Source organism: Serratia marcescens (assembly GCF_029846115.1).
In the GTDB taxonomy this organism is placed as follows: domain Bacteria; phylum Pseudomonadota; class Gammaproteobacteria; order Enterobacterales; family Enterobacteriaceae; genus Serratia; species Serratia marcescens_L.
Window position 1 is genome coordinate 2,891,895 of record NZ_JARVZZ010000001.1, and the last position, 22,835, is coordinate 2,914,729.

The window sequence follows — 22,835 nt, forward strand, 5'->3', positions numbered from 1 at the left end:
TTTTTAAGCTCGTAATTAATCACTGAAACGGGTAAGGTTTCCTCCCGTTTCAGGGGATTGATGCGTGTTTTTTGGCCTGTTTTGCCAAAAAACAGCCGGTTTATGCAAAGTTACCGCGGCTTGATCATCGAAACGTGATTGTCATCAAACATTGCGCAGGCTATTTATTTTACTCTGCGTAATAAATTCAAGGGGTGCTCAGACACCCTGAATTGCAGGGGTTTTTCTCCCCCCCTTGCAGCGCGAATCATCGCGACAAGAAGTAGCAAAGCATTATTACTCAGGAGCACACTCAACTATGTTCAAGAACGCATTTGCAAACCTGCAAAAAGTAGGTAAATCGCTCATGCTGCCGGTGTCCGTGTTGCCTATCGCAGGTATCCTGCTGGGCGTCGGCTCCGCCAACTTTAGCTGGCTACCTGCGGTAGTCTCCCACGTGATGGCGGAAGCGGGCGGTTCAGTCTTCGCCAACATGCCGCTGATTTTCGCCATCGGCGTCGCTCTGGGCTTCACCAACAACGACGGCGTTTCCGCGCTGGCGGCGGTGGTGGCTTACGGCATCATGGTGAAAACCATGGCGGTGGTTGCGCCGCTGGTGCTGCACCTGCCGGCTGAAGAGATTGCGGCCAAACACCTGGCGGATACCGGTGTGCTCGGGGGGATTATCTCCGGTGCCATCGCGGCCTATATGTTCAACCGCTTCTTCCGCATTCAACTGCCGGAATACCTGGGCTTCTTTGCCGGTAAGCGTTTCGTGCCGATCATTTCCGGTCTGGCGGCGATCGTTCTTGGCGTAGTGCTGTCCTTCATCTGGCCGCCGATCGGTACGGCTATCCAGACCTTCTCGCAGTGGGCGGCTTATCAGAACCCGGTCGTGGCCTTCGGCATTTACGGCGTGGTTGAGCGTGCTCTGGTGCCGTTCGGTCTGCACCACATCTGGAACGTACCGTTCCAAATGCAAATTGGTGAATTCACCAACGCGGCGGGCCAGGTATTCCACGGCGACATCCCTCGCTACATGGCGGGTGACCCAACCGCGGGCAAACTGTCCGGCGGCTTCCTGTTCAAAATGTACGGTCTGCCTGCTGCGGCCATCGCCATCTGGCACTCGGCCAAGCCGGAAAACCGCGCGAAAGTCGGCGGCATCATGATCTCCGCCGCGCTGACCTCGTTCCTGACCGGTATCACCGAGCCGATCGAGTTCTCCTTCATGTTCGTCGCGCCGATCCTGTACGTGATCCACGCTATCCTGGCCGGTCTGGCGTTCCCAATCTGCATCCTGTTGGGCATGCGTGACGGCACCAGCTTCTCGCACGGCCTGATCGACTTTATCGTACTGAGCGGCAACAGCAGCAAAATCTGGCTGTTCCCAATCGTCGGCATCATCTACGGTCTGGTGTACTACACCATCTTCCGCGTGCTGATCGCCAAGCTGGATCTGAAAACCCCGGGCCGTGAAGACACCGCTGCCGAGCAGACTGCGCAGGGCGGTTCCGAAATGTCCGCGGCGCTGGTTCAGGCCTTCGGCGGTAAAGAAAACATCACTAACCTGGATGCTTGCATCACCCGTCTGCGCGTCAGTGTGGCCGACGTGTCCAAAGTTGACCAGGCGGGCCTGAAGAAACTGGGCGCAGCCGGCGTAGTCGTCGCGGGCTCCGGCGTGCAGGCCATCTTCGGCACCAAGTCCGACAACCTGAAAACCGATATGGACGAATACATCCGTAATCACTGATTCAGGCAGGGGAGTTACCAAGGGAGGCGAAAGCCTCCCTTTTTTTGCAAGGTCCAAAGTAGAACGAACCCGCACCAGAGCAGGTCTGTAATGGATGAGATCGAATTATTGTGCAAAACTGCGCGGGATTTCGCCGTTAAACCGACTTAAGACTGTTGTGTTGACGTGTAGTCCCAACAACATAGGTCTAATGTCTATACCTATAACAAGGATTTTGTAAGAAGGATTCTTCGAGTGAAAAAGTATTCCTATCCGTTTCTCTTCGCTGCGACCATATCATTTCTAATTGTTGTTTTTCTATTCATCGTATGGAAGCGAGAAATTTATCAAATCACTTTTCTCCGTGTTTCAACGAGTCGCTGCATGATTGTTTCTGCGATGGTGTTGTCCCTATTTATTTCATTGTATTTTATAAATAAAGGTGCTGTTAAAAGCAATAAGTACATTGATTATCTAAAGTTTTATGGTGGCGCTTGCGTTTCTTTGTTATTTATTTTTTTGATTCCAATAATCACAATTACGTATCTGGTGCCAGGCGAAACGTCCAGTTATACGGTCCACTATTCTTACGCATCAGGAAGTTACAAAAGCTGTTCTGGTGCAGATGTTGATGATCCCGATTTAGGGACCAATATCAGGATATGTTACCCCGGTGGTAACTATGAATCTGACAGGGTGATTTTTGTTCAGAAAAGGAGTAATGCCTTGGGAGCTGTGGTTTTGCATGCAACTACATCTCCTTGAAATATCAAAATGAGGAAGAGTGATCATATCCGCATACTGGAAGGGATGAACAATAAGATAAAAGTGGTGAAGCGAATGGCCCATGGTTTTCGGGATAACGCTTACTTCTTCCTGAAAATCAAAGCAGCACTTCCCGGTAAAGCGCGATGAACCTTTTCTATCAGGCACCAAGCCGCTGTTCGAGCTCGGCGAGAGAAGGGAGGAACCAGACCTGTTCGCCGCGATTGGCTTCACGCACAAAGTCTTGCAGCGTGTTGCTTTGCGTCAGCCAGGGGGAGACAGCGCCCAGCAGCGCCACGCGCAGGCGGTAGTTGATGAATGTCTGCAATACGGCGCCGGCAATGCCGCTTCTGAGCTGGAAGAAGGCGGCGTCGAGGCGGTTGATGGGAAGGGCAATCATCCCGGCATTGTGCTCAAAGGCGGGCGCGATAAACAGGCTGACGTCGTTTTCGTCTTTCAACAGCGGCCCGGCTTCGGCGAAAACCACCAGGCGCAGATCATGGATGTGCCGCACGGCGTAGCGCATCGGCGCTCTGGGAGTCAGGGCTTGGCGTGTTGCTGCAGGTAATGCTCGAACACCGCCAGCGTTTCGTCCGAGATATGGTGTTCAATCCCTTCGCTGTCCAGCTCGGCAGTTTCGCTCGGCACCCCGAGGCACATCAACAGATCGACCACGATGCGGTGACGGCGGCGCACCTTCTGCGCCAGCTGCTCGCCTTCCTCGGTTAAAAACACCCCGCGATAAGGGCGCGATTCCACCAGTCCAGCGCTTTTCAGCCGCGCGATATTTTTGATTGCCGTCGGGTGAGACACACCGAAGCGGCGTGCGATGTCGGTGGTTCTGGCTTCGCGGGTGCTTTGCAGCAAATCGGCGATCAGCTCAACGTAATCTTCGATCAGCGCATTGGACTGCGCTTCGCGGGCGCGGCTAAAACGCAGGGCGTGCTCAGCCTCGTCCGGCATGTCGGTCTGGGCGTGGCGGTCGGCGTTATCTGGCGCGCGGGTAACCATAGCGTGGGGCGTCCTGTAAGCATAAAAATGGCATCTCCCGGCAATGCGGGGAGGGTTGCCCTAAGTTAGTCCAAATAGCACACATTATCAATTCGATGCCACGCATTGTGGTAGTTAGAAATATCTCTACACAAAGCCAATGAATTTCGCCTGTTGCATAAAGTGTAGCCGATGCTACATTGTCAGCATGATAGGTGGAAAAATAACCAGTAAAAGATTGAGGGTACTTCATGCGTGATGCGGCAACCACTCCATCGTTAACCGAACGGACCAACATTGCGATTGGCGCCGCCCTTGCCGGACGCAAGCGCGGTGCCTTTACGCCGCTGCTGTTCGCCGGCCCGGCGGTGATTGCCTCTATTGCCTATATGGATCCCGGCAACTTTGCCACCAACATTCAGGCCGGGGCGAAATACGGCTACAGCCTGCTGTGGGTGGTGGTGATGGCCAACCTGATCGCCATGCTGTTTCAGGCGCTGTCGGCCAAGCTGGGCATCGTCACCAACCGCAATCTGGCGGAGATGTGCCGCGACCAGTTTTCACGGCCGGTGGTGATCGGCATGTGGCTGCTCAGCGAAGTGGCGGCGATGGCCACCGATCTGGCGGAGTTTCTTGGCGGGGCGATCGCGCTGGCGCTGCTGTTTCACATGCCGCTGCTGGCGGGGATGGGGGTGACGGCGGTGATCACCTATGCGCTGTTGATGGTGGAAAAGAAAGGTTTCCGCCCGGTCGAGCTGATGATCGGTGGTCTGGTGGGCATCATCGCGCTGTGCTACCTGGTAGAGATGTTCATCGTGCCGGTGGATTGGCAGGCGGCCGGGATCGGCATGGTGACGCCGCAGTTGCCGGATGCGCAGGCGCTGACCATCGCCGTCGGCATTATCGGTGCCACCGTGATGCCGCACGCCATTTTCCTGCACTCGGGGCTGACCCAGCACCGCAGCCCGGCGAGCGACAACGGCGAGCGGCGCAAGCTGCTGCGTTTCTCCAATATTGAGGTGGTGATCGCGCTGGCGCTCGCCGGGCTGGTGAATATCGCGATGGTCATCATGGCCTCGAGCGCTTTCCACGCGGGTAACAGCGACGTGGCCGAAATTGGCACCGCCTACCATACGCTGACGCCGCTGTTCGGTGCGGCGGCCGCCGGCATCTTCCTCGCGTCGCTGATCGCCTCCGGCATTTCCAGCTCGGTGGTGGGCACCATGGCTGGGCAAATGATCATGCAGGGCTTCGTCGGTTTCCGCATTCCGGTGTGGGTGCGCCGTCTGGTGACCATGGTGCCGGCGTTTATCGTGGTGGCGATGGGCGTCAACGCCACCGACGCACTGGTCTACAGCCAGGTGGTGCTGAGCCTTGCGCTGCCGGCGCCGATGATCGCGCTGGTGATGTTCACCCGTCGCCGCGACATCATGGGCGAGTTCGCCAACGGCCGCTGGACCAGCCTGGCGGCGGTGGTCGGCACGGTGGTGATCGTACTGCTCAACGTGGTGCTGCTGTTGCAGACCTTCGGCGTCGATATCCCTGGGCTGGGGTGATCTTATGGGCCGCGCGGGGCGCGGCCGCGTCGCTAAATTATAAATTCCCCACGCCGCCGTCCATCTGCAGCTCGGCGCCGACCATAAACGCCGATTCGTCCGCCGCCAGAAACACCGCCGCTTTGGCCAGTTCCAACGCGCTGCCCATGCGGCCGATCGGCACCAGCGAGCGGATATCGTCACGCAATATCTGCTCATCCGCTTCCGCCAACCCCAGTTTTCCCAATGCCGGGGTTTCGGTCGGGCCGGGGCTGAGGCCGTTAAGGCGAATGCCGCGCGCATGCAGCTCGCCGGACAGCGTTCTGGCCAGCGATAGCAAGCCGGCTTTGCTGGCGGCGTAGGCGCTGCTCTGCGGCAGGCCGATATGGGCGCTGACCGAACCGCACAGGATCACCGAAGACGGGTTGGCCAGCAGCGGCAGCAACGCCTGGATCAGAAAAAATGGCCCCTTCAGGTTGATGTCCATCAGCCGCTGATAGCTCTGCTCATCCCACTCCTGCAGCGGGCGATGCGTTACGTCGCCGGCGTTGATGTACAGCACGTCCAGCCGCGGCCACCGTTGCCCCAGCCGCTGTGCCAGTTCGCGCTGCTGCGGGATATCGCCGGCGTCGCTCAGCAGCAACAGTGCCTTGCCCGCCAATGCCTGGCCCGCCGAGTCCAGGGCGCTTTGGCTACGCCCGGTGATCGCCACCGTCGCGCCCTCGGCGATGAACTGGCGGGCGGTTTCCAACCCGATGCCGCTGGTACCGCCGGTAATCAATGCGTATTTGCCTTGCAGTCGTGACATAACCGATTCCTCTTTAGCGTTAGTTGCGGCATTATTTGCGCTATAGTTCCTTTTGCATAGTAGGCACCTTTTGGATACTAAAGGGCGAGGTGGGATGAAATGACGGCACAAGCGCCATTAGCGGCGGAAAATAATTTGGCGGCGTTGCCGGCGGCGGGCGAATCCTGCCCGATGGTGGACTTCGTCAATCTGGTGTCGGGCAAATGGGCGATACCGATCCTGTACCGGCTGATCGTGATCGACGGCCCTGTGCGATTCAGTGAGCTGCAGCGGGCGGTGGCGCCCATTGCGCAAAAAGAGCTGACGCGCCAGCTGCGGCTGTTCGAGCTGCGCGGCCTGGTGACGCGGCAGGTATTTCCCGAAGTGCCGCCGCGGGTGGAGTACCAGGTCACCGCACTCGGCAAATCGCTGCGGCCGACGCTCGACTCGCTGGCCGAGTGGATGCGCCGGCACGCGCCGCAGCTGATCGGCGGCTAGTCGCCGATGCCCGGCGGGTTGATGGCGGAACGCTCGACCTTTTCATCGCCTTCGCCCCAGCGCTCCAGCACCTGCGCGTATTCGCCGCTGACGATGACGCCGTTGATGGCGGCGTTGATGGCGTTCACCAGCCCATTGTCTTTCTTGCTGGTAACCGCCACGTAGGCCACGTTGGGGCCGATGCCGACCATTTTGGTTTTGCCGGTCAGCGCCGCCTTGTAGGCGCCGGTGGAGTGGGGGCCGAAGAACGCGTCGGCGCGCCCGGACTGAATGCTCAGGTTGGTGGCGGCGTCGTCGGTCACGTAGATCGGCTGTACCGGCGGCAGCCCGGCGGCGCGGTTTTGCTTATCCCATCCCAGCAGTATGTTTTCCTGATTGGTGCCGGATCCGACGATGATCCGCAGCCCGGCGACGTCCTGCGGCCGGTTGATCGAGGTGATGTGGCTGGTGGATTTGACGTAAAAGCCCAGCGTGTCCACCCGATAGGTCGCGAAGTCGAATTTGGTCTTGCGCTGCTTGGTGACGGCGATGTTGAAGATCGCCGCATCGTATTTGCCGGCGCTGATGCCCAGCGGCCAATCCTCCCAGGAGGTAGGCACCAGATTCAGCGCCAGCCCGAGGCTGTCGGCCACCAGGCGGGCGATGTCCGGATCGCTGCCGATCAGCGTTTTATTGTCCTCGGCGAACAGCGCTAGCGGCGGAGAATTCTCGAACGCCACCGCCACCGTCAGCTTGCCGGGCACGGCAAAGTGAAAATTCGCCGGAATCAGTGCGATAGCGGCCGGGTTCGGCTCTGCGCGTATCGGCTCTTGGTTAGCCCGCAGATCGATACCGCCCGCCGTGGCCGCCTGAACGGCAGCGCTCAGCAACAGCGCGTACAGCGCCGAAATCCTCAGTGGCATAACACCCTCTACTCTTTGTTAATCATGGGGTTACTATTGGCGGCGGCACAGGGCAAGTAAAGCAACAATAGTGAATAACCAAAGTGAAAAGATGCACAAACGGGGCGCCGGCCTGCGCGAATCTGCAGCACTCGACGCGGAAAGTGCGCAATCAGGTTGAAAGCAGTAGAATTTGTCACTCATACTGCGTACAGCTAATTGTGTAAAACAAGGAACGCCAGATGGCCGAAGAAACGATTTTCAGTAAAATTATCCGCCGCGAAATCCCTGCTGATGTGGTTTATCAGGATGAACTGGTCACCGCTTTCCGTGATATCTCCCCTCAGGCACCCACCCATGTGCTGATCGTTCCCAACGTGCTGATCCCAACCGTCAACGATGTGACCGTGGAGCACGAAGCCGCGCTGGGCCGCATGATCACCGCCGCGGCGAAGATCGCCGAACAGGAAGGCATCGCCGAAGACGGCTATCGCCTGATCGTCAACTGCAACCGCCACGCCGGTCAGGAGGTCTATCATATTCATATGCACCTGGTCGGTGGCCGCTCGCTGGGGCCGCTGTTGTCACGTTAAGCGAGGAAATCATGCGCGGTAAAAAAACTCTGCGTGGTCTGATGGCGTTGGCGCTGCCCGCCGCGTTGCTGATGGGATGCAGTTCACCGCCCGGCATCGCGGTCAACCAAGGGCAGACGGTGGTGATGGATCCTTCGGTGCTGACCGCCGGCATTTTGGCCGATACGCCCTCGATTTCGAACGCCTCCGGGCGGGTGATGGCGACCTCGGTGCTCAATAACAGCCAGCCGACGCCGGTCACCGTACATTATCGTTTCTATTGGTACGACGCGCAGGGGCTGGATATTCGTCCCTTCGAGAAACCGCGCGAGATCGTCGTGGCGCCCGACTCGGACGCCAAAATCTACTCGATTAACGGCAACCTGGACGCCAAAAGCGCGCGTCTGTATCTGTACCTGTAAGCGCTTGCCAGGTTTGGAGAAAAAGCATGAAAAAGTACGTCTTAGTGGCGCTGGCCGCATTAACCCTGAGCGGCTGTCTGTCGCGTCCGCCCGAGCCGGATCAGCCGCTGCCGCCGGTCACCGTCGAGCCGGATCAACCGACGCCGCCGGTCGAGCAGCCACAACCGCCAACCACCGAGCCGGTGCCGCAGCCGCCGAAAATCCAGCAGCTTGACTGGCTGGGCAGCGTTCAGCCGCTGGTGGGGCAGATGCTGAAGGCCGATGGCGTCACGGCCGGCAGCGTGCTGCTGCTGGACAGCGTCAAGAACAACACCAATGGTTCGCTGCAGATGGGCAAAGCCACCGCGGCGCTGTATAAGGCGCTGGCGTCGAATTCCACCTTCAGCGTGGTGCCGGAAGCGAAGCTGACCAGCGCCAGACAAACGCTGGGCCTGTCGGCGGATGACAGCTTCGGTTCGCGCAGCAAGGCGATTGGCCTGGCGCGTATCGTCGGCGCGCAGTACGTGCTGTACAGCGACGTCAGCGGCGACGTGAAGTCGCCGGCGTTGGATATGCAGCTGATGCTGGTGCAAACCGGCGAGATCGTCTGGTCGGGCAATGGCGCCGTTAAACGCTGAGGCCGCGCTGCGACGATTGATGGAAACCAGACTGCCGGCGGTGAATACCGCCGGTTGTCATTTTAGCCCGGTGCAGGGGCTGACCGGCGAGAGCTGGCGCATCGACGGCGCGGGCATCACGCTGTTGGCGCGGCAGCACAGTGCGGAAAAGCGTGCGCTGGGCGTGAGCCGCCAGCGGGAAGCGCGGGTCCTGCGCCGCTGCGCGCCAGGGCTGGGGCCACGGGTTTTCGCACAGAATAATCAGTGGCTTATCCTCGAGTGGCTCGAAGGTGACGTCGTCACAGATACCGAGTTTGCGGCGCTGAATCAGCGCGGCGAGCTGGCGGCGATGGCGGCGGAACTGCATCGGCGGCCGCTCAGCGGTTACCGACTGGATCTGCGACGGCAGTTCCTCCGCTACTGGCAGCAACTGGATAGGCGGCGTTTAACCCCTGACTGGCTGCGCCTGCAGCGTCATTTTTTACGCAGCGCCTTGCCACGGCCGCTGCGCCTGGCGCCGCTGCACATGGACATTCATCCGGGCAATCTGCTCGCCACCGGCGCGGGGCTGCGGCTGATCGACTGGGAATATGCCGCCGACGGCGACGTGGCGCTGGATATCGCCGCGCTGTTTCGCGCCAACGGTTGGTCGGCCGCCCAACAGCAGCGCTTTTTGCAGCACTACGCGCGCCAGGGCTATCACGACGTCGCCCGGCTGCAGGCGCAGGTGCGCCGCTGGCTGCCGTGGGTGGATTATCTGATGCTGCTGTGGTTTGAAGTGCGCTGGCAGCAGAGCGGCGACGCCGAATTTTTGCGCTGGGGCGCGGCGGTGCGCCGGCGACTTTGTTTATCATCATCCGAATTCTGAACGAACAATAATGAAGTGAGGTGCCCGTGGGCCCAGTAATGCTAGATGTCGCCGGCTACGAGCTGGATGCAGAAGAACGCGAAATATTGAAACACCCGCTGGTTGGCGGATTGATCCTGTTCACCCGCAACTTCCACGATGCGGAGCAGTTGCGTGAGCTGGTGCGCCAGATCCGCGCCGAATCGCACGATCGGCTGGTGGTGGCGGTAGATCAGGAGGGCGGGCGCGTACAGCGCTTCCGCGAGGGCTTCACCCGTTTACCGGCGGCGCAGTCGTTTGCCGCGTTGCACGATGCGCAGGAAGGTGGCCGTCTGGCGCAGGAGGCCGGCTGGCTGATGGCGGCGGAGATGATCGCGCAGGATATCGACATCAGCTTTGCGCCGGTGCTGGATATCGGCCACGGCAGCGCGGCAATCGGCGAACGTTCGTTCCACCGCGATCCGCAGCAGGCGCTGGCGATGGCGGAACGCTTTATCCTCGGCATGCACAGCGCCGGCATGAAAACCACCGGCAAACACTTCCCGGGGCACGGCGCCGTCAGCGCCGATTCGCACAAGGAAACCCCGCGCGATCCGCGGCCGCTGGCGCAGATCCGTGAGCACGACATGGCGATCTTCCGCGAGCTGATCAACCGCCAGCTGTTGGACGCCGTCATGCCGGCCCATGTCATCTATACTGAAGCGGACCCGCGTCCTGCCAGCGGCTCGCCATACTGGCTGCAGCAGATCCTGCGTCAGGAGCTGGGCTTCGACGGCGTGATTTTCTCCGACGATCTGTCGATGGAAGGCGCCGCGATCATGGGCAGCTACGCCGAGCGCGGCCAGGCGGCGCTGGATGCCGGTTGCGACATGATCCTGGTGTGCAACCACCGCGAAGGTGCGGTCAGCGTGCTGGATAACCTGTCCCCGGTCAAAGCAGAGAAGGTGAAGCGGTTATATCATCGCGGTCAGTTCACCCGTCAGGAACTGCGCGACTCCGAGCGCTGGCAGCTGGCGCACAAGGCGCTCAGCGCGCTGAGCGAACGCTGGGAGGAGCACAAGCAGCGTTCGCAAGGGTGAATCCAGGCGCCGCATCGCGGCGCAGAGCGGAAATGATGAGGGCCGCGCCCGCGGCCCTTGGCTTGTTGCGAGGATCCACATGATTATCTATTTGCACGGCTTCGATTCCACCAGTCCCGGCAATCATGAAAAGGTGTTACAGCTGCAGTTTATCGATCCGGACGTGCGCTTCATCAGCTACAGCACGCTGCATCCGCGTCACGACATGCAGCATCTGTTGAAAGAGGTGGACAAGGCGGTGCAGCAGGGCGGCGATGCGCATCCGTTGATCTGCGGGGTCGGCCTCGGCGGTTTCTGGGCGGAGCGCATCGGCTTTCTGTGCGGCATTCGCCAGGCGATGTTCAATCCCAATCTGTACCCGGAAGAGCACATGCACGGCAAGATAGACCGGCCGGAAGAGTACCGCGATATTGCCACCAAGTGCGTGGAGGATTTCCGCGAGAAAAATCGCGATCGCTGTCTGGTGGTGCTGTCGCGGCACGACGAGGTGCTGGATAACCGGCGCAGCGCCGAATTGCTGCATCACTACTACGAAATCGTGTGGGATGAACAGCAGACGCACAAGTTCAAAAACATCTCGCCGCATCTGCAGCGGATCAAGGCGTTCAAGGCACTGGGTTAACAGTTTCATAACGCTGCCGCGAGCCGCGCTCCCCGTTTTTCACCGACGGAAAGTGCGGCTTTTTTGTGCGTCAAAGCAAGATTCCGTGTGGCAATCGGCAAAATTTAAAACTGTGACTCAGCGCTAACTATTTGAATCGCAATCCCCAAAAAATCCCCTCGTCCAGCCTTTAACCAAAAAAAATTGATGTACGTCAATTTTGGTATGACCAAATAACCTCGCATGTTATTCTGGCCTTAGAGAGCCGATTTATTTTAAGCGAACCCTATGTATTCTAAGGATATTATTTATTTACCCTGGAATAACAAATGGTTCACATTTAGGGGGTTATTTTGACAACGCCAAAGAAGAAAATCGTTATTGTTGGCGGCGGCGCCGGTGGTCTGGAGCTGGCGACCAGCCTGGGCCATAAACTTGGCCGCAAGAACAAAGCGGAGATCACGCTGGTGGATCGCAACCACAGCCATTTGTGGAAACCGCTGTTGCACGAAGTGGCAACCGGTTCCCTCGATGACGGCGTGGATGCGCTCAGCTACCTGGCGCACGCGCGCAACCACCATTTCAGCTTCCAGCTGGGGTCGTTGACCAACATCAACCGCGAGACGCAAACGCTGCAGCTGGCGCAGATCTGCGACGAGCAGGGCGGCGAGTTGGTGCCGGCGCGCGAATTGCCGTACGACATCCTGGTGATGGCGCTGGGCAGCACCTCGAACGATTTCGGTACGCCGGGCGTGAAAGAGCACTGCATCTTCCTGGATAACCCACATCAGGCACGTCGTTTCCACAACGAAATGCTCAACCTGTTCCTGAAGTTCTCGGCGCAGCCGGGGCAAAAAGAGCGGGTCAACATCGCTATCGTCGGCGGCGGCGCCACCGGCGTTGAGCTGTCCGCCGAATTGCACAACGCGGTCAAGCAGCTGCACAGCTACGGTTTCGAAGGCCTGGACAACAGCGCGCTCAACGTGACGCTGGTGGAAGCCGGCGAGCGCATTCTGCCGGCGCTGCCGCCGCGCATTTCCGCCGCTGCGCACCAGGAACTGATCAAATTGGGCGTGCGCGTGCTGACCAACACCATGGTGACCAGCGCGGACGCCAAAGGCCTGAACACCAAGGGCGGCGAGTTTATCGACGCCGATCTGATGGTGTGGGCGGCCGGCATTAAGGCGCCGGACTTCATGAAAGACATCGGCGGCCTGGAAACCAACCGCATCAACCAGTTGGTGGTGGAGCCGACGCTGCAGACCACGCGCGATCCGAACATCTTCGCCATCGGCGACTGCGCCTCTTGCCCGAAAGAGGGTGGCGGTTTCGTGCCGCCGCGCGCCCAGTCGGCGCACCAGATGGCTTCGCGCTGCGCCACCAATATTCTGGCGCTGATGAACGGCCAGACGCTGAAGCCATACGTGTATAAAGACCACGGCTCGCTGGTGTCGCTGTCGCGCTTCAGCACCGTCGGCAGTCTGATGGGCAACCTGATGCGCGGCTCGATGATGGTGGAAGGGCGCATCGCGCGTTTCGTTTACATCTCGCTGTACCGCATGCACCAAGTGGCGTTGCACGGCTATATCAAAACCGGCCTGATGATGCTGGTGGGCGGCATCAACCGGGTGATCCGCCCGCGTCTGAAAATGCACTGATCCTGCCTTTGTCGATCAACCCGCGCCGGTTCGCCCGCGCGGGTTTTTTTTGGGCGGCGCGAGGCGAACGGCGGCGGTTGCTTGATTCTTCAGCATAAGCTGTCGTCGACATGGGTAAAATTCTTAAGATTCCTCCTAAACAACGGGAAAACGGCCGTTTTCCCGCATTTTTGGTCCCCTTGTCTTATTGCGGGTCCTCAGATCATTGTGCAGACTTTACCTCGTTTACAGACGGCGCGTCGCGCACGCCGTAAACCGGGATACCGCAAGCCGCCCATGCGCAAAATAATAAGCGCGGTGCCAGCCGGTCACAGACCCCGGAAAAAATGCGTGGTAACACTTTCAGGAGGTTTCCTGTGAACAAGTCAATGTTAGCCGGTGTTGGAATTGGTGTCGCTGCCGCTCTGGGGATTGCAGCAGTAGCCAGCCTGGACGTCTTTTCTGCCGGTCCGCAGTACGCGCAGGTGCTCGCCGCAACGCCGATTAAAGAAACCATCAAAACGCCGCGTCAGGAATGCCGCAACGTCACCGTTACGCACCGTGCGCCGGTGCAGGATGAAAACCGCATCGCCGGTTCTGTGCTGGGCGCAGTGGCGGGCGGCGTGATCGGCCACCAGTTCGGTGGCGGTCGGGGGCGCGACGTGGCGACCGTGGTCGGCGCGCTGGGCGGTGGCTATGCCGGCAACCAGGTGCAAGGGGCGATGCAGAACAACGACGTCAGCACCAGCGTTCAGCAGCGTTGCAAAACGGTCTACGACAAGTCCCAGAAAATGCTGGGTTATGACGTGACTTACAAGATCGGTAATCAGCAGGGCAAGATCCGCATGGATCACGATCCGGGCACGCAAATCCCGTTGGATAAAAACGGGCAACTGGTGCTGAACAGAGCCTGATCGCCACATTCGAATTAAGCCCGCGGGCAGTGTTAGTTCTGATCGTTTAACCCGGTTAAGCGAGCGGCGTTAACATTGACGCGGGTTTCTGTTTTCTGCCTGCCAAGAATTTGCGATTGTTCTAATGTCTGCGTGCGATATCACTGGGCAAAACTTCAAAAAAGCCCCCGCGTTTGTTATATTATTGTGCAATTAAGCGGTGTGTTCGGTGCCAATCGCCACACCGGCCAAACCCGAGTATTTCGTCTCGCAGAGATAACGACATGTTAGATTTTCGCTTTCCGACAGCGTTGCAAATGGTCCTTAGCGTCGCCGTAGCTGAGAAGCAGGGCATGCGTTCGACAAGCGCCACCCTCGCCGCCGCTCTGGAAGCCAACCCCAGTTTTATCCGCAAACTGATGGTCCCGCTGACCAAAGACGGCATCATCGTTTCCACCCTGGGCCGAAACGGCTCTATCCATCTCGGCCGCCCGGCGGAAGAGATCACCCTGCGGGACATCTATCTGGCGGTGATCGACGATAAGCGCATCTGGGCTTCCCGCCCTGAAGTGCCGGCCCGTTGCCTGGTGAGCGCCAACGCCTGCTGGTATTTCAAATCGGTGGTGAACGAGGCCGAGCAGGCTTCGCTTGCGGTGCTGGCGCGCCACACCGTGGCCGATTCGCTGGCCGAACTGGAGCGGGGCGACAAGCGCGCCTGCGCGGAGTACGCCGCCGCGCAAGAGGCTGAAACCGCCGACAAATAATCGCGGTTCGCATGCATAAAAAAAGGTCGGGCAATGCCCGACCTTTTTGCATTTTAACGCCGCATTCAGACGGTCTGTGACTGTGCTTTGCGCGCCACCAGGCGCCGCAGGGTGACGTAGAACACCGGCGTCAGGAACAGCCCGAACAGGGTGACCCCCAACATGCCGGAGAACACCGTGATGCCGGTGACGCCACGCACCTCGGCGCCGGCGCCGTGGCCGAGGATCAGCGGGATGGTGCCGGCGATGAAGGCGATGGAGGTCATCACGATCGGCCGCAACCGCAGGCGACAGGCCTCCAGTGCCGCCTCGACGATGCCTTTGCCCTGCATTTCCAGCTCGCGGGCGAACTCGACGATCAGAATGGCGTTCTTGCAGGCCAGCCCCATCAGAACGACCAGCCCGACCTGCACGAACACATTGTTGTCGCCGCCGGTCAGCCACACGCCGAACAGCGCCGACAGCATGGTCATCGGCACGATCAGGATCACCGCCAACGGCAGCGTCCAGCTCTCATACAGCGCCGCCAGCGCGAGGAACGCCAGCAACACCGCCACCGGGAACACCACCAGCGCGGCGTTGCCCTGGGTCGATTGCTGGTAGCTCAGATCGGTCCACTGGATGTTCATGCCGTTCGGCAGCAGCTTGCCGGCCATCTGCGTCAGCGCGCCCATCGCCTGGGTAGAGGAGAGCACGCGCGGATCGGCGTCGCCGATCAGATCCGCCGCCGGGAAGCCGTTATAGCGGATCACCGGATCCGGGCCGTAGGTGGTGCCGATGCTGACCATGCTGCCGATCGGCACCATTTCGCCTTTGTCGTTGCGGGTGCGCAGGTTGGCGATGTCCTCCACGCTGTCGCGGAACTGGCCGTCGGCCTGCGCCATCACCTTCCAGGTGCGGCCGTAGCGGTTGAAGTCGTTGATGTAAGACGAACCGAGGTAGGTCTGCAGCGTGCTGAACAGCGCATTGAGCGGCACCCCCTGCGCCTTGGCCTTGTCGCGATCGATTTTGGCATCCAGCTGCGGCACGTTGGCCTGATACGAGGAGATCGGGAAGCCCATCCCCGGCGTTTGCATAATGGCGCCGGACATCGTGTTGATCGCCGTCTGCAGCGCGCCGTAGCCCAGCCCGGCGCGATCCTGCACGTACAGCGAATAGCCGGAGCCCTGGCCGATACCGAGGATCGGCGGCGGCATGATTGAGAAGGCGAAACCTTCCTGAATCTGTGAGATGCGCGCGTTGATTTCGGCGTTGATCTGCGCCGCGGTGCGGGTACGGGTACTCAACGACTCCAGCGCGAAGAACACCGTGCCGGTATTCGGCGTATTGGTGAACTGCAGCGCGTTCAGGCCGGGGAAGGCCACCGCATCGGTGACGCCGTCCACGCTCAGGCCGATGGCGCTCATCTTGCGGATCACCGCATCGGTGCGTTCCAGCGAGGCGCCTTCCGGCATTTTCACGCCGCCGATCAGGTACAGCTTGTCCTGCGTCGGGATAAAGCCGCCGGGCACGGTCTTGAACATCACCCCGGCGGCGGCCAGCAGCAGCAGATAGACGACGAACACCGCGCCGCGCCGGCCCAGCACGCGGGATACGCCGCGCTGGTAGCGGTGCGAACCGCTGGCGAAGAAACGGTTGAACGGCCGGAACAGCCAGCCAAACAGCCGGTCGATCAGGCGCGACGGCAGATCTTTCGGCGCGCCGTGCGGTTTGAGCAAGCGCGCCGCCAGCGCCGGCGACAGGGTCAGCGAGTTGATGGCGGAGATCACCGTCGAGATGGCGATGGTGACGGCGAACTGCTTGTAGAACTGGCCGGTAACGCCGGAGAGGAACGCCATCGGTACGAACACCGCGCACAGCACCACGGCGATGGCGATGATCGGGCCGGAGACCTCGCGCATCGCCTGGTGCGCCGCCGCCAGCGGCGACAGCCCCTCTTCGATATTACGCTCGACGTTTTCCACCACCACGATGGCGTCATCCACCACGATGCCGATCGCCAGCACCAGCCCGAACAGGCTGAGGGTATTGAGCGAGAAGCCCAGCAGATACAGCGCGGCAAAGGTGCCGACCACGGAGATCGGGACCGCCAACAGCGGAATGATCGAGGCGCGCCAGGTTTGCAGGAACAGAATGACCACCAGCACCACCAGGATCACCGCTTCCAGCAGGGTATCCACCACCGCGCGGATCGAATCGCGCACAAACACCGTCGGATCGTAAGGCGATTTCCAGCTCATGCCGTCCGGGAAGCGGGTCGCCAGTTCGGCCATCTTGCCGCGCACCGCGTCCGACAGCTCGATGGCGTTGGCGCCCGGCGACTGGAAGATACCGATACCGACCGCATCCTTGTTATTGAGCTGGGCGCGCAGCGCGTAGCTGCCGGAGCCCATTTCGATGCGCGCCACATCGCGCAGCCGCACGATCTCGCCGTTGTCGCCGCTCTTGAGGATGATGTTGCCGAACTCTTCTTCGGTTTGCAGGCGGCCCTGGGCGTTGATCGACAGCAGATAGTCGCTGCGCGTCGGCATCGGCTCTGCGCCGAGCTGGCCGGCGGAGACCTGCACGTTCTGCTCCTGCATGGCGCTCACCACGTCGGAGGCGGTCAGCCCGCGCGCGGCGACCTTGTTCGGATCAAGCCAGATGCGCATCGCATACTCACCGGCGCCGAAGATCTGCACCTGGCCGACGCCCGGCAGGCGGGCCAGCTCATCCTTGACCTTCAGGGTGGCGTAATTGCGTAGATACAGCGAATCGTATTTGCCGGAAGGCGAGACCAGATGCACTACCAGCGTCAGCGCCGGGGACTGCTTCTGGGTGGTGATGCCCTGGCGACGCACGTCTTCCGGCAGGCGCGCTTCGGCCTGCGCCACGCGGTTTTGCACCTGCACCTGCGCCTGATCGGGATCGGTGCCCGGGCGGAAGGTGACGGTGGTCACCAGCACGCCGTCGGAACCGGCGACCGATTTCATGTACATCATGTTTTCAACGCCGTTGATCGCTTCTTCCAGCGGCGTGGCCACCGTTTCAGCGATCTCTTTCGGGTTGGCGCCCGGGTATTCTGCGCGCACCTGCACGCTGGGCGGCACCACGTCCGGGTACTCGCTGATCGGCAGCAGCGGGATGGCTATCACCCCAGCGACAAAAATCAGGATCGACAGCACCGCGGCAAAGATCGGTCGGTCGATGAAAAAGCGGGAAAAGTCCATGGGTCAGAAGTCTCTGCTGGGAGCTTAGTTAAGTGCGGAGGCGATAGGAGTCATGGCGACGGCTTTCGCGTCGACCGGCATGCCCGGCATAAACACTTTCTGCATGCCGTCAACGATCACCCGATCGCCGTTTGCCAACCCTTTCTGCACGATGCGCAATCCTTCGGCCATGCGGCCCACGTCGATGTCGCGGCGCTGCGCCTTGCCGTCTTTATCGACGATGTAAACGAACTTGCGGTTCTGATCGGTCATCACCGCTTTATCGTCGATCAGCATGGCGTTGAACTCGGCGCTGCCGGGCATCTGTACCCGGGCGAACAGCCCCGGCGTGAAGCGGCGATCGCGGTTGTCGAGCAGGGCGCGCATGCGGATGGTGCCGGTCCCGGCGTTCAGCTGGTTATCGGTGAAATCCACCAGCCCCTGATGCGGGGTGCCGTCTTCGCCTACCAGGCCGACCTTCACCGGCAGGCGCGCGTCGTGCCGGCCCTGCTGCTGATAGCGCAGGAAGGTGGCTTCATCCACGTCGAAATAGACATAGACCTTGTCGAGCGACACCAGCGTCGTCAGCACGCTGGCGCTGTCGCCGGCGGTGACCAGGTTGCCGGCGGTGATCATCGCGCGGCTGGCGCGCCCGTCAATCGGCGCGATAACGCGGGTAAAGTCGAGATTCAGCTGCGCCATATCGAGCTGGGCCTGCGCCGCCAGCACGTTGCTTTGCGCCTGCGCGGCGGATGACCGACGCTGCTCCCAGACTTCCTGAGAGATGGCCTGAGTGCCGATCAGTTTCTCGGTGCGCGAGGATTCGCTGCGCGCCAGGGCGGCCTGGTTGCGAGCCCGCACCAGTTCCGCCTGCGCCTGTTCGCGTGCGGCGCGGTAGGTGCGATCGTCGATGGTGAACAGCACCTGGCCTTTTTTCACCTCGTCGCCTTCGGTGTAGTTGACCCGCTCGATGTAGCCGGAGACCCGTGGGCGCAGTTGCACGCTTTGCACCGCTTCGACCCGGCCGTTGAACGCATCCCACTGGCTGATCGGCTTGACCACCACGCTGGCGGCACTGACCACCGGCGGCGGTGGCGGGGCGTTGTGCGCGACGCTGTTGTCGCATCCGGCGAGCAGGGCGGCCAACAGCGCCACCCCGGAGAGCCGCTGGCCCAGAGCGACGGCGCGCGTGCGGCCGCCGGCGTTGAACGATGAGTTTGGTTGATTTGCCATTATTTTTATTCCGATAAGTAAGCGCGGTCAGGCCCCATACCCGGCCCTGTTCTCCGGGATTCGCCCCCGCGCCGGCGTGCGGTGAGGGGGCGGCTGCGTCGTGCAGCGGCGCAGCGTTAGGTTTTGAAACACATTGGTGTCACATTAATGTATCAATATCGGTTACATTAATTGGGTGGAGTATAGTGGCGGCTTTCTGGTAAATGCAATAATAAAAATTGCATTTAAAGCGAAACTGTTGCAACGTATGTGCATCGGGCAGAGGGTGACCCTGCCGAATGATGGGAGCATCAGCATGAACACGACGGGCTTTATTACCGATTTGAAGGCGTGGATCGACAACAATCTGGAAGAGAAACTGGATATCAACACCGTGGCGGACCGCGCGGGCTATTCCAAATGGCATCTGCAGCGCATGTTCAAACGCCAGACCGGCTACGCGCTAGGGGAGTATATCCGCATGCAAAAACTGAAAGTATCGGCGGAGCGCCTGGCCAACAGCGGCGAGCCTATCGTCAGCGTGGCGATTTCGCTTGGCTTCGACTCACAGCAGTCGTTCAACCGCAGCTTCAAGCGCCAGTTCGGCCAAACGCCGGGCGACTGGCGCCGCGCGTTGGCGCAGCCGGCGTCTATGGGGCGCACGCACCACTGAGCGGTTGGCGAGTGGGGATAAAAAAGCCTGAATTTGCGTTCGGGCTTTTTTGTCTATGTGGAACGAGGGATAAATTCGCTGCGCTCACCCTGCGGGCCGCCGTTGGCGGTCCAAAACGCAGGCGTTTTGTCGAACCCTGTCGAGGGTTCTCACCCTCCCGGTCAGTGCGCTATGCATACAAAAAAGCCCGAACGTGAGTTCAGGCTTCTTCGTAGAATATGGCGGTGAGGGAGGGATAGATTCGCTGCGCTCACCCTGCGGGCCGCCGTTGGCGGTCCAAAACGCGGGCGTTTTGTCGAACCCTGTCGAGGGTTTTCACCCTCCCGGTCAGTGCGCTATGCATACAAAAAAGCCTGAACGTGAGTTCAGGCTTCTTCGTCGGTGAGGAGGATAGATTCGCGTTGGCGAGGGTCGAGGGTTTTCACCCTCCCGGTCAGTGCGCTATGCATACAAAAAAGCCTGAACGTGAGTTCAGGCTTCTCGATACACTCACCCTGCGGGCCGCCGTTCGCGGTCCAAAACGCGGGCGTTTTTGTCGAACCCTCGATACACTTTCGCGTATACACACTTTCCAGGCGTGCTCCTTCAGCCACTCGGACACCTCACCATATTTTTTGTTGCGAAATCATCGCTGCAACGGGGCGCTACTATAGGGAGTGGGGCCGATCCGGTCAAGAATAATTTCTGTGTTTTTGTTCGTCCGCTCAAGCCGTGCGCACTTTGCTGAAAACTGCGGCGAACGGCAGGGCTGAAGCCATGAAAGGGCGAGAAAATCAGGGGTAAGGTTCGCGGATAACCGGCGGAAATGGGAGTCGCGATCGCAGAGGGAGGGATGCGCATCCCTCTCGGCGGTACACCATGCAAAAAAAAAGCCTGGACGCGAATCCAGGCTTTCTCTTTGAATTTGGCGGTGAGAGAGGGCTTGATTCGCTGCGCTCACCCTGCGGGCCGCCGTTGGCGGTCCAAAACGCAGGCGTTTTGTCGAACCCAGTCGAGGCTTCTCGCCCCTCTCGGCGGTGCATCATGCAAAAAAAAAAGCCTGGATGCGAATCCAGGCTTTCTCTTTGAATTTGGCGGTGAGAGAGGGGTTCGAACCCTCGATACACTTTCGCGTATACACACTTTCCAGGCGTGCTCCTTCAGCCACTCAGACACCTCACCGTTTTTGTTGTCGAAAACGCTTTGCGCTGTCGACGGGCGCTAATGTAGGAGAATCTGATCTCAGCGTCAACCCTCTTATTTCATTCTCATGACTGTTTAGCCAAACTTGCAGCAATTTGCTGATTTACCGAACGATATTTCCACTCGTGGTCGCCAGCGGGCAGGGCAGGCAGCGGCCAGAATCCATGAAAGACGATTGTTTGACCTTTTTCTGTACAGGTAGCTCAATATATCGCCAATGAGATTGGGTTGTTTGCTGTTATATGCATTAATACTGGATTATTAGTCAGATGTGTCGCTAAATGGAATCATGTCGGCGCGGCGTTTTTGGCAAGGAATATCACGACGCCGCGCAGATTGCCGGGTGACAGGCCGGCGATATCGCAGACAGGGACAGACTCATTACATAATAATGCAGTAGAGGTTCGTTTTGACTCCTTCAGATGCCATGCCGGCGCCGCAAGCGCGCCATGCTATTCCCCCCGGTGCGGGGGCGCTGTTCTTCATCCAGATCTTCGCCACGCTCGGCTTCGCCGTGCTTTACTCTACGCTGGTGCTGTACGCCACCAAGCGGCTGGGCTTCAACGAAAGCAGCGCCAACGCCATGATGGGCGTATTCGGCGCCTTCAACTATGGCCTGCACATGTTCGGCGGCTACCTCGGCGGCCGATTCCTCAGTAACCGCAATCTGTTCGTGCTCGGCATGGTGCTGCAGGTGATCGGCTGCGCGCTGATTGCCGTCGCGGGCGTGTGGGGGCTGTACTGGGGGCTGGCGATGTTCCTGACCGGCAGCGGCCTTAACGTCACCTGCATCAATATGATGCTCACCCAGCGTTTCAAGCCGGATGATGACCGGCGCGAATCGGCGTTCCTGTGGAACTATGCCGGCATGAACCTCGGGTTCTTCGTCGGCTTTACCGTCGCCGGTTATTTCCAACAGACGGAAAACTACCGCGCGCTGTTCCTGTTCGCTACGCTGGGTAACGCCGCGGCGATCATCGTCGCCGTCTGCCGCTGGCGCATTCTGGCGGATCTCAATACCCCGCTGCACGACGCCAGCCGCAGCCAATACCGTTGGCGCATGCTGGTCGGGCTGGCGGTACTGGTGGCACTGGTGCCGATCATCCGCGTGATGCTGACCCACGCCGAGTTCAGCGGCCACTTCGTGATCGTGCTCGGTGCGCTGATCTTCCTGATGCTGTGCGTGATGACGCTGCGCCACCATCCACGCGATGAGCGCCGCAGAATGGCGGCCTATCTGATTCTGGCGCTGGGCTCGCTGGTGTTTTGGGCGCTGTACCAGCTGGCGCCGATGGGGCTGATGCTGTTCTCCGAGCACAACATCAACCTGAACGTTTACGGCATTCAGGTGGCGCCGCAGTGGATCCAGAACATCAACACGCTGGTGATCGTGGTGGGCGGCCCGCTGCTGGCCTGGTGGTTCAACCGCCTGCGCGCTCGCGGTTGCAACATCGACATTCCGCTGCAGTTCTCCGGGTCGCTGTTCTGCATCGGGCTCGGCATGCTGGTGCTGCCGCTGGGTATCAGCATGGCGGGCGGCGACGGGCTGGTGGCATTCAAATGGATCGTTATCAGCTATGTGTTGCAAAGCGTCGGTGAATTGATGATCTCGCCGATCGGTTACGCCATGATCGGCAAGCTGGCGCCACCGCGCTATCAGGGCGTGATGATGGGCTGCTGGATGATGGTGACCGGCGTCGCCTCGGTGCTGGCGGGCTACGTCTCCGGCCTGATGCCGGAAAACAGCGGCAGCACGCCGCTGCAAACCAACCCCGGCTACAGCGAAATCTTCAGCGCGCTGGGCTGGGGGGCGACGGGCGTCGGCGTGGCGATGCTGATTCTTATTCCGCTGCTGCGGCGCCTTATCCGGCGCGACGCCCCGTCTGCCGCCTGATTGATGAGTATGCACAACAGCCCCACTGGTCGGGGCTGTTTTTATTTTGGGCTTTAACGCTTGCATCCGGCGGCGAATCGCGGAAGGCTGGAGGAAAACCAATAAAAA

At 60.0% G+C, this 22,835-nt stretch carries 21 protein-coding genes, 1 tRNA gene, 1 other RNA gene and 1 pseudogene; 16 read left to right on the top strand and 8 right to left on the bottom strand.

From position 1 onward, the window contains the following. Positions 1–298 precede the first annotated feature (298 nt). The 3 genes and pseudogenes from ptsG to QDT79_RS13625 form a co-directional block, all read left to right on the top strand. The gene (gene ptsG, locus QDT79_RS13615; RefSeq protein WP_019455831.1) at positions 299–1,732 is read left to right on the top strand and encodes a PTS glucose transporter subunit IIBC; all 1,434 of its coding nucleotides are present in this window, start codon (positions 299–301) and stop codon (positions 1,730–1,732) included. A gap of 234 nt (positions 1,733–1,966) precedes the next feature. Continuing rightward, complete coding sequence (locus tag QDT79_RS13620; RefSeq protein ID WP_107226966.1) at positions 1,967–2,476, top strand: hypothetical protein; 510 nt, start codon at positions 1,967–1,969, stop codon at positions 2,474–2,476. 24 nt (positions 2,477–2,500) lie between these two features. After that, positions 2,501–2,626: pseudogene (locus tag QDT79_RS13625) on the top strand (transposase); the annotation flags it as partial. Between the two features lie 10 nt (positions 2,627–2,636). Here the strand turns inward: QDT79_RS13625 and QDT79_RS13630 are convergent. Then, positions 2,637–3,002: a DUF4180 domain-containing protein gene (locus QDT79_RS13630; protein WP_107226965.1), complete on the bottom strand. Its 366-nt coding sequence runs from the start codon at positions 3,000–3,002 to the stop codon at positions 2,637–2,639. Between the two features lie 14 nt (positions 3,003–3,016). Continuing rightward, positions 3,017–3,487: a manganese-binding transcriptional regulator MntR gene (gene mntR, locus QDT79_RS13635; RefSeq protein ID WP_004928761.1), complete on the bottom strand. Its 471-nt coding sequence runs from the start codon at positions 3,485–3,487 to the stop codon at positions 3,017–3,019. 230 nt (positions 3,488–3,717) lie between these two features. On the opposite strand from mntR, the gene QDT79_RS13640 reads away from it, so the two are divergent. Then, on the top strand, positions 3,718–5,022 hold the full coding sequence (locus tag QDT79_RS13640) for an Nramp family divalent metal transporter (RefSeq protein ID WP_019455828.1): 1,305 nt from the start codon (positions 3,718–3,720) through the stop codon (positions 5,020–5,022). Between the two features lie 37 nt (positions 5,023–5,059). Here the strand turns inward: QDT79_RS13640 and QDT79_RS13645 are convergent, their stop codons facing one another. Beyond that, positions 5,060–5,809, bottom strand: a complete 750-nt coding sequence (locus QDT79_RS13645) for an SDR family oxidoreductase (protein WP_308316617.1) — start codon at positions 5,807–5,809, stop codon at positions 5,060–5,062. A gap of 99 nt (positions 5,810–5,908) precedes the next feature. Here QDT79_RS13645 and QDT79_RS13650 point away from each other — a divergent pair, with 99 nt between their 5' ends. Continuing rightward, on the top strand, positions 5,909–6,286 hold the full coding sequence (locus QDT79_RS13650) for a winged helix-turn-helix transcriptional regulator (RefSeq protein ID WP_074181196.1): 378 nt from the start codon (positions 5,909–5,911) through the stop codon (positions 6,284–6,286). Here QDT79_RS13650 and QDT79_RS13655 read toward each other — a convergent pair. Continuing rightward, positions 6,283–7,188 (bottom strand): transporter substrate-binding domain-containing protein, encoded by a 906-nt coding sequence (locus QDT79_RS13655; RefSeq protein ID WP_063989536.1) that lies wholly within the window; start codon positions 7,186–7,188, stop codon positions 6,283–6,285. The genes QDT79_RS13650 and QDT79_RS13655 overlap by 4 nt on opposite strands. A gap of 221 nt (positions 7,189–7,409) precedes the next feature. On the opposite strand from QDT79_RS13655, the gene hinT reads away from it, so the two are divergent. The 9 genes from hinT (at position 7,410) to QDT79_RS13700 (ending at position 14,578) form a co-directional block, all read left to right on the top strand. Further along, a complete protein-coding gene (gene hinT / locus QDT79_RS13660) occupies positions 7,410–7,760 on the top strand; it encodes a purine nucleoside phosphoramidase (protein WP_004928776.1) in 351 nt (116 codons plus the stop codon). Between the two features lie 11 nt (positions 7,761–7,771). Next, positions 7,772–8,161: a YcfL family putative periplasmic lipoprotein gene (locus QDT79_RS13665; protein ID WP_015377465.1), complete on the top strand. Its 390-nt coding sequence runs from the start codon at positions 7,772–7,774 to the stop codon at positions 8,159–8,161. A gap of 26 nt (positions 8,162–8,187) precedes the next feature. Then, positions 8,188–8,778 carry a penicillin-binding protein activator LpoB gene (lpoB, locus tag QDT79_RS13670; protein WP_107226962.1) on the top strand — a complete coding sequence of 197 codons (591 nt, stop codon included), beginning with the start codon at positions 8,188–8,190 and terminating at the stop codon, positions 8,776–8,778. Next, positions 8,759–9,625, top strand: a complete 867-nt coding sequence (gene thiK / locus QDT79_RS13675; protein ID WP_130018741.1) for a thiamine kinase — start codon at positions 8,759–8,761, stop codon at positions 9,623–9,625. Before lpoB ends, thiK begins: the two co-directional genes overlap by 20 nt. A gap of 38 nt (positions 9,626–9,663) precedes the next feature. Further along, a complete protein-coding gene (nagZ, locus tag QDT79_RS13680; RefSeq protein ID WP_308316618.1) occupies positions 9,664–10,683 on the top strand; it encodes a beta-N-acetylhexosaminidase in 1,020 nt (339 codons plus the stop codon). Between the two features lie 79 nt (positions 10,684–10,762). Beyond that, positions 10,763–11,305, top strand: a complete 543-nt coding sequence (gene ycfP, locus QDT79_RS13685) for an alpha/beta hydrolase YcfP (RefSeq protein ID WP_033638056.1) — start codon at positions 10,763–10,765, stop codon at positions 11,303–11,305. 332 nt (positions 11,306–11,637) lie between these two features. After that, positions 11,638–12,942: an NAD(P)/FAD-dependent oxidoreductase gene (locus QDT79_RS13690; RefSeq protein WP_004928794.1), complete on the top strand. Its 1,305-nt coding sequence runs from the start codon at positions 11,638–11,640 to the stop codon at positions 12,940–12,942. A gap of 356 nt (positions 12,943–13,298) precedes the next feature. Beyond that, positions 13,299–13,835 carry a glycine zipper 2TM domain-containing protein gene (locus QDT79_RS13695; RefSeq protein WP_167325016.1) on the top strand — a complete coding sequence of 179 codons (537 nt, stop codon included), beginning with the start codon at positions 13,299–13,301 and terminating at the stop codon, positions 13,833–13,835. Positions 13,836–14,098: 263 nt separating this feature from the next. After that, the gene (locus tag QDT79_RS13700; RefSeq protein WP_025302433.1) at positions 14,099–14,578 is read left to right on the top strand and encodes an RrF2 family transcriptional regulator; all 480 of its coding nucleotides are present in this window, start codon (positions 14,099–14,101) and stop codon (positions 14,576–14,578) included. A gap of 65 nt (positions 14,579–14,643) precedes the next feature. Here QDT79_RS13700 and sdeB read toward each other — a convergent pair whose 3' ends face one another. Then, a complete protein-coding gene (sdeB, locus tag QDT79_RS13705; RefSeq protein ID WP_063989540.1) occupies positions 14,644–17,787 on the bottom strand; it encodes a multidrug efflux RND transporter permease subunit SdeB in 3,144 nt (1,047 codons plus the stop codon). Between the two features lie 24 nt (positions 17,788–17,811). After that, positions 17,812–18,999 (bottom strand): multidrug efflux RND transporter periplasmic adaptor subunit SdeA, encoded by a 1,188-nt coding sequence (gene sdeA, locus QDT79_RS13710; RefSeq protein WP_107226960.1) that lies wholly within the window; start codon positions 18,997–18,999, stop codon positions 17,812–17,814. Positions 19,000–19,294: 295 nt separating this feature from the next. On the opposite strand from sdeA, the gene QDT79_RS13715 reads away from it, so the two are divergent. Next, positions 19,295–19,651, top strand: coding sequence for a helix-turn-helix domain-containing protein (locus QDT79_RS13715; protein WP_004928813.1), 357 nt, complete (start codon positions 19,295–19,297; stop codon positions 19,649–19,651). 219 nt (positions 19,652–19,870) lie between these two features. On the opposite strand, the gene QDT79_RS13720 is transcribed toward QDT79_RS13715, so the two are convergent. Both QDT79_RS13720 and QDT79_RS13725 read right to left on the bottom strand, forming a co-directional pair. Then, positions 19,871–19,990: non-coding RNA, RtT sRNA (locus QDT79_RS13720), on the bottom strand. A 732-nt stretch (positions 19,991–20,722) separates the two neighbouring features. Continuing rightward, positions 20,723–20,812: transfer RNA gene (locus QDT79_RS13725), tRNA-Ser, on the bottom strand. Between the two features lie 448 nt (positions 20,813–21,260). Between QDT79_RS13725 and QDT79_RS13730 the strand changes: the two genes are divergently transcribed. After that, complete coding sequence (locus QDT79_RS13730; protein WP_308317184.1) at positions 21,261–22,727, top strand: peptide MFS transporter; 1,467 nt, start codon at positions 21,261–21,263, stop codon at positions 22,725–22,727. The last annotated feature ends 108 nt before the right edge of the window (positions 22,728–22,835 follow it).

Bases quoted from the DNA above. Each gene is read 5' to 3' on its own strand.
- QDT79_RS13655 (WP_063989536.1), bottom strand. From the start codon at position 7,188: ATGCCACTGAGGATTTCGGCGCTGTACGCGCTGTTGCTGAGCGCTGCC.
- nagZ (WP_308316618.1), top strand. From the start codon at position 9,664: ATGCTAGATGTCGCCGGCTACGAGCTGGATGCAGAAGAACGCGAAATA.
- QDT79_RS13700 (WP_025302433.1), top strand. From the start codon at position 14,099: ATGTTAGATTTTCGCTTTCCGACAGCGTTGCAAATGGTCCTTAGCGTC.
- QDT79_RS13715 (WP_004928813.1), top strand. From the start codon at position 19,295: ATGAACACGACGGGCTTTATTACCGATTTGAAGGCGTGGATCGACAAC.
- hinT (WP_004928776.1), top strand. From the start codon at position 7,410: ATGGCCGAAGAAACGATTTTCAGTAAAATTATCCGCCGCGAAATCCCT.
- thiK (WP_130018741.1), top strand. From the start codon at position 8,759: ATGGCGCCGTTAAACGCTGAGGCCGCGCTGCGACGATTGATGGAAACC.
- QDT79_RS13730 (WP_308317184.1), top strand. From the start codon at position 21,261: ATGCCGGCGCCGCAAGCGCGCCATGCTATTCCCCCCGGTGCGGGGGCG.
- QDT79_RS13665 (WP_015377465.1), top strand. From the start codon at position 7,772: ATGCGCGGTAAAAAAACTCTGCGTGGTCTGATGGCGTTGGCGCTGCCC.
- QDT79_RS13645 (WP_308316617.1), bottom strand. From the start codon at position 5,809: ATGTCACGACTGCAAGGCAAATACGCATTGATTACCGGCGGTACCAGC.
- QDT79_RS13630 (WP_107226965.1), bottom strand. From the start codon at position 3,002: ATGCGCTACGCCGTGCGGCACATCCATGATCTGCGCCTGGTGGTTTTC.
- lpoB (WP_107226962.1), top strand. From the start codon at position 8,188: ATGAAAAAGTACGTCTTAGTGGCGCTGGCCGCATTAACCCTGAGCGGC.
- ptsG (WP_019455831.1), top strand. From the start codon at position 299: ATGTTCAAGAACGCATTTGCAAACCTGCAAAAAGTAGGTAAATCGCTC.
- ycfP (WP_033638056.1), top strand. From the start codon at position 10,763: ATGATTATCTATTTGCACGGCTTCGATTCCACCAGTCCCGGCAATCAT.
- QDT79_RS13650 (WP_074181196.1), top strand. From the start codon at position 5,909: ATGACGGCACAAGCGCCATTAGCGGCGGAAAATAATTTGGCGGCGTTG.
- QDT79_RS13640 (WP_019455828.1), top strand. From the start codon at position 3,718: ATGCGTGATGCGGCAACCACTCCATCGTTAACCGAACGGACCAACATT.
- sdeA (WP_107226960.1), bottom strand. From the start codon at position 18,999: ATGGCAAATCAACCAAACTCATCGTTCAACGCCGGCGGCCGCACGCGC.
- mntR (WP_004928761.1), bottom strand. From the start codon at position 3,487: ATGGTTACCCGCGCGCCAGATAACGCCGACCGCCACGCCCAGACCGAC.
- sdeB (WP_063989540.1), bottom strand. From the start codon at position 17,787: ATGGACTTTTCCCGCTTTTTCATCGACCGACCGATCTTTGCCGCGGTG.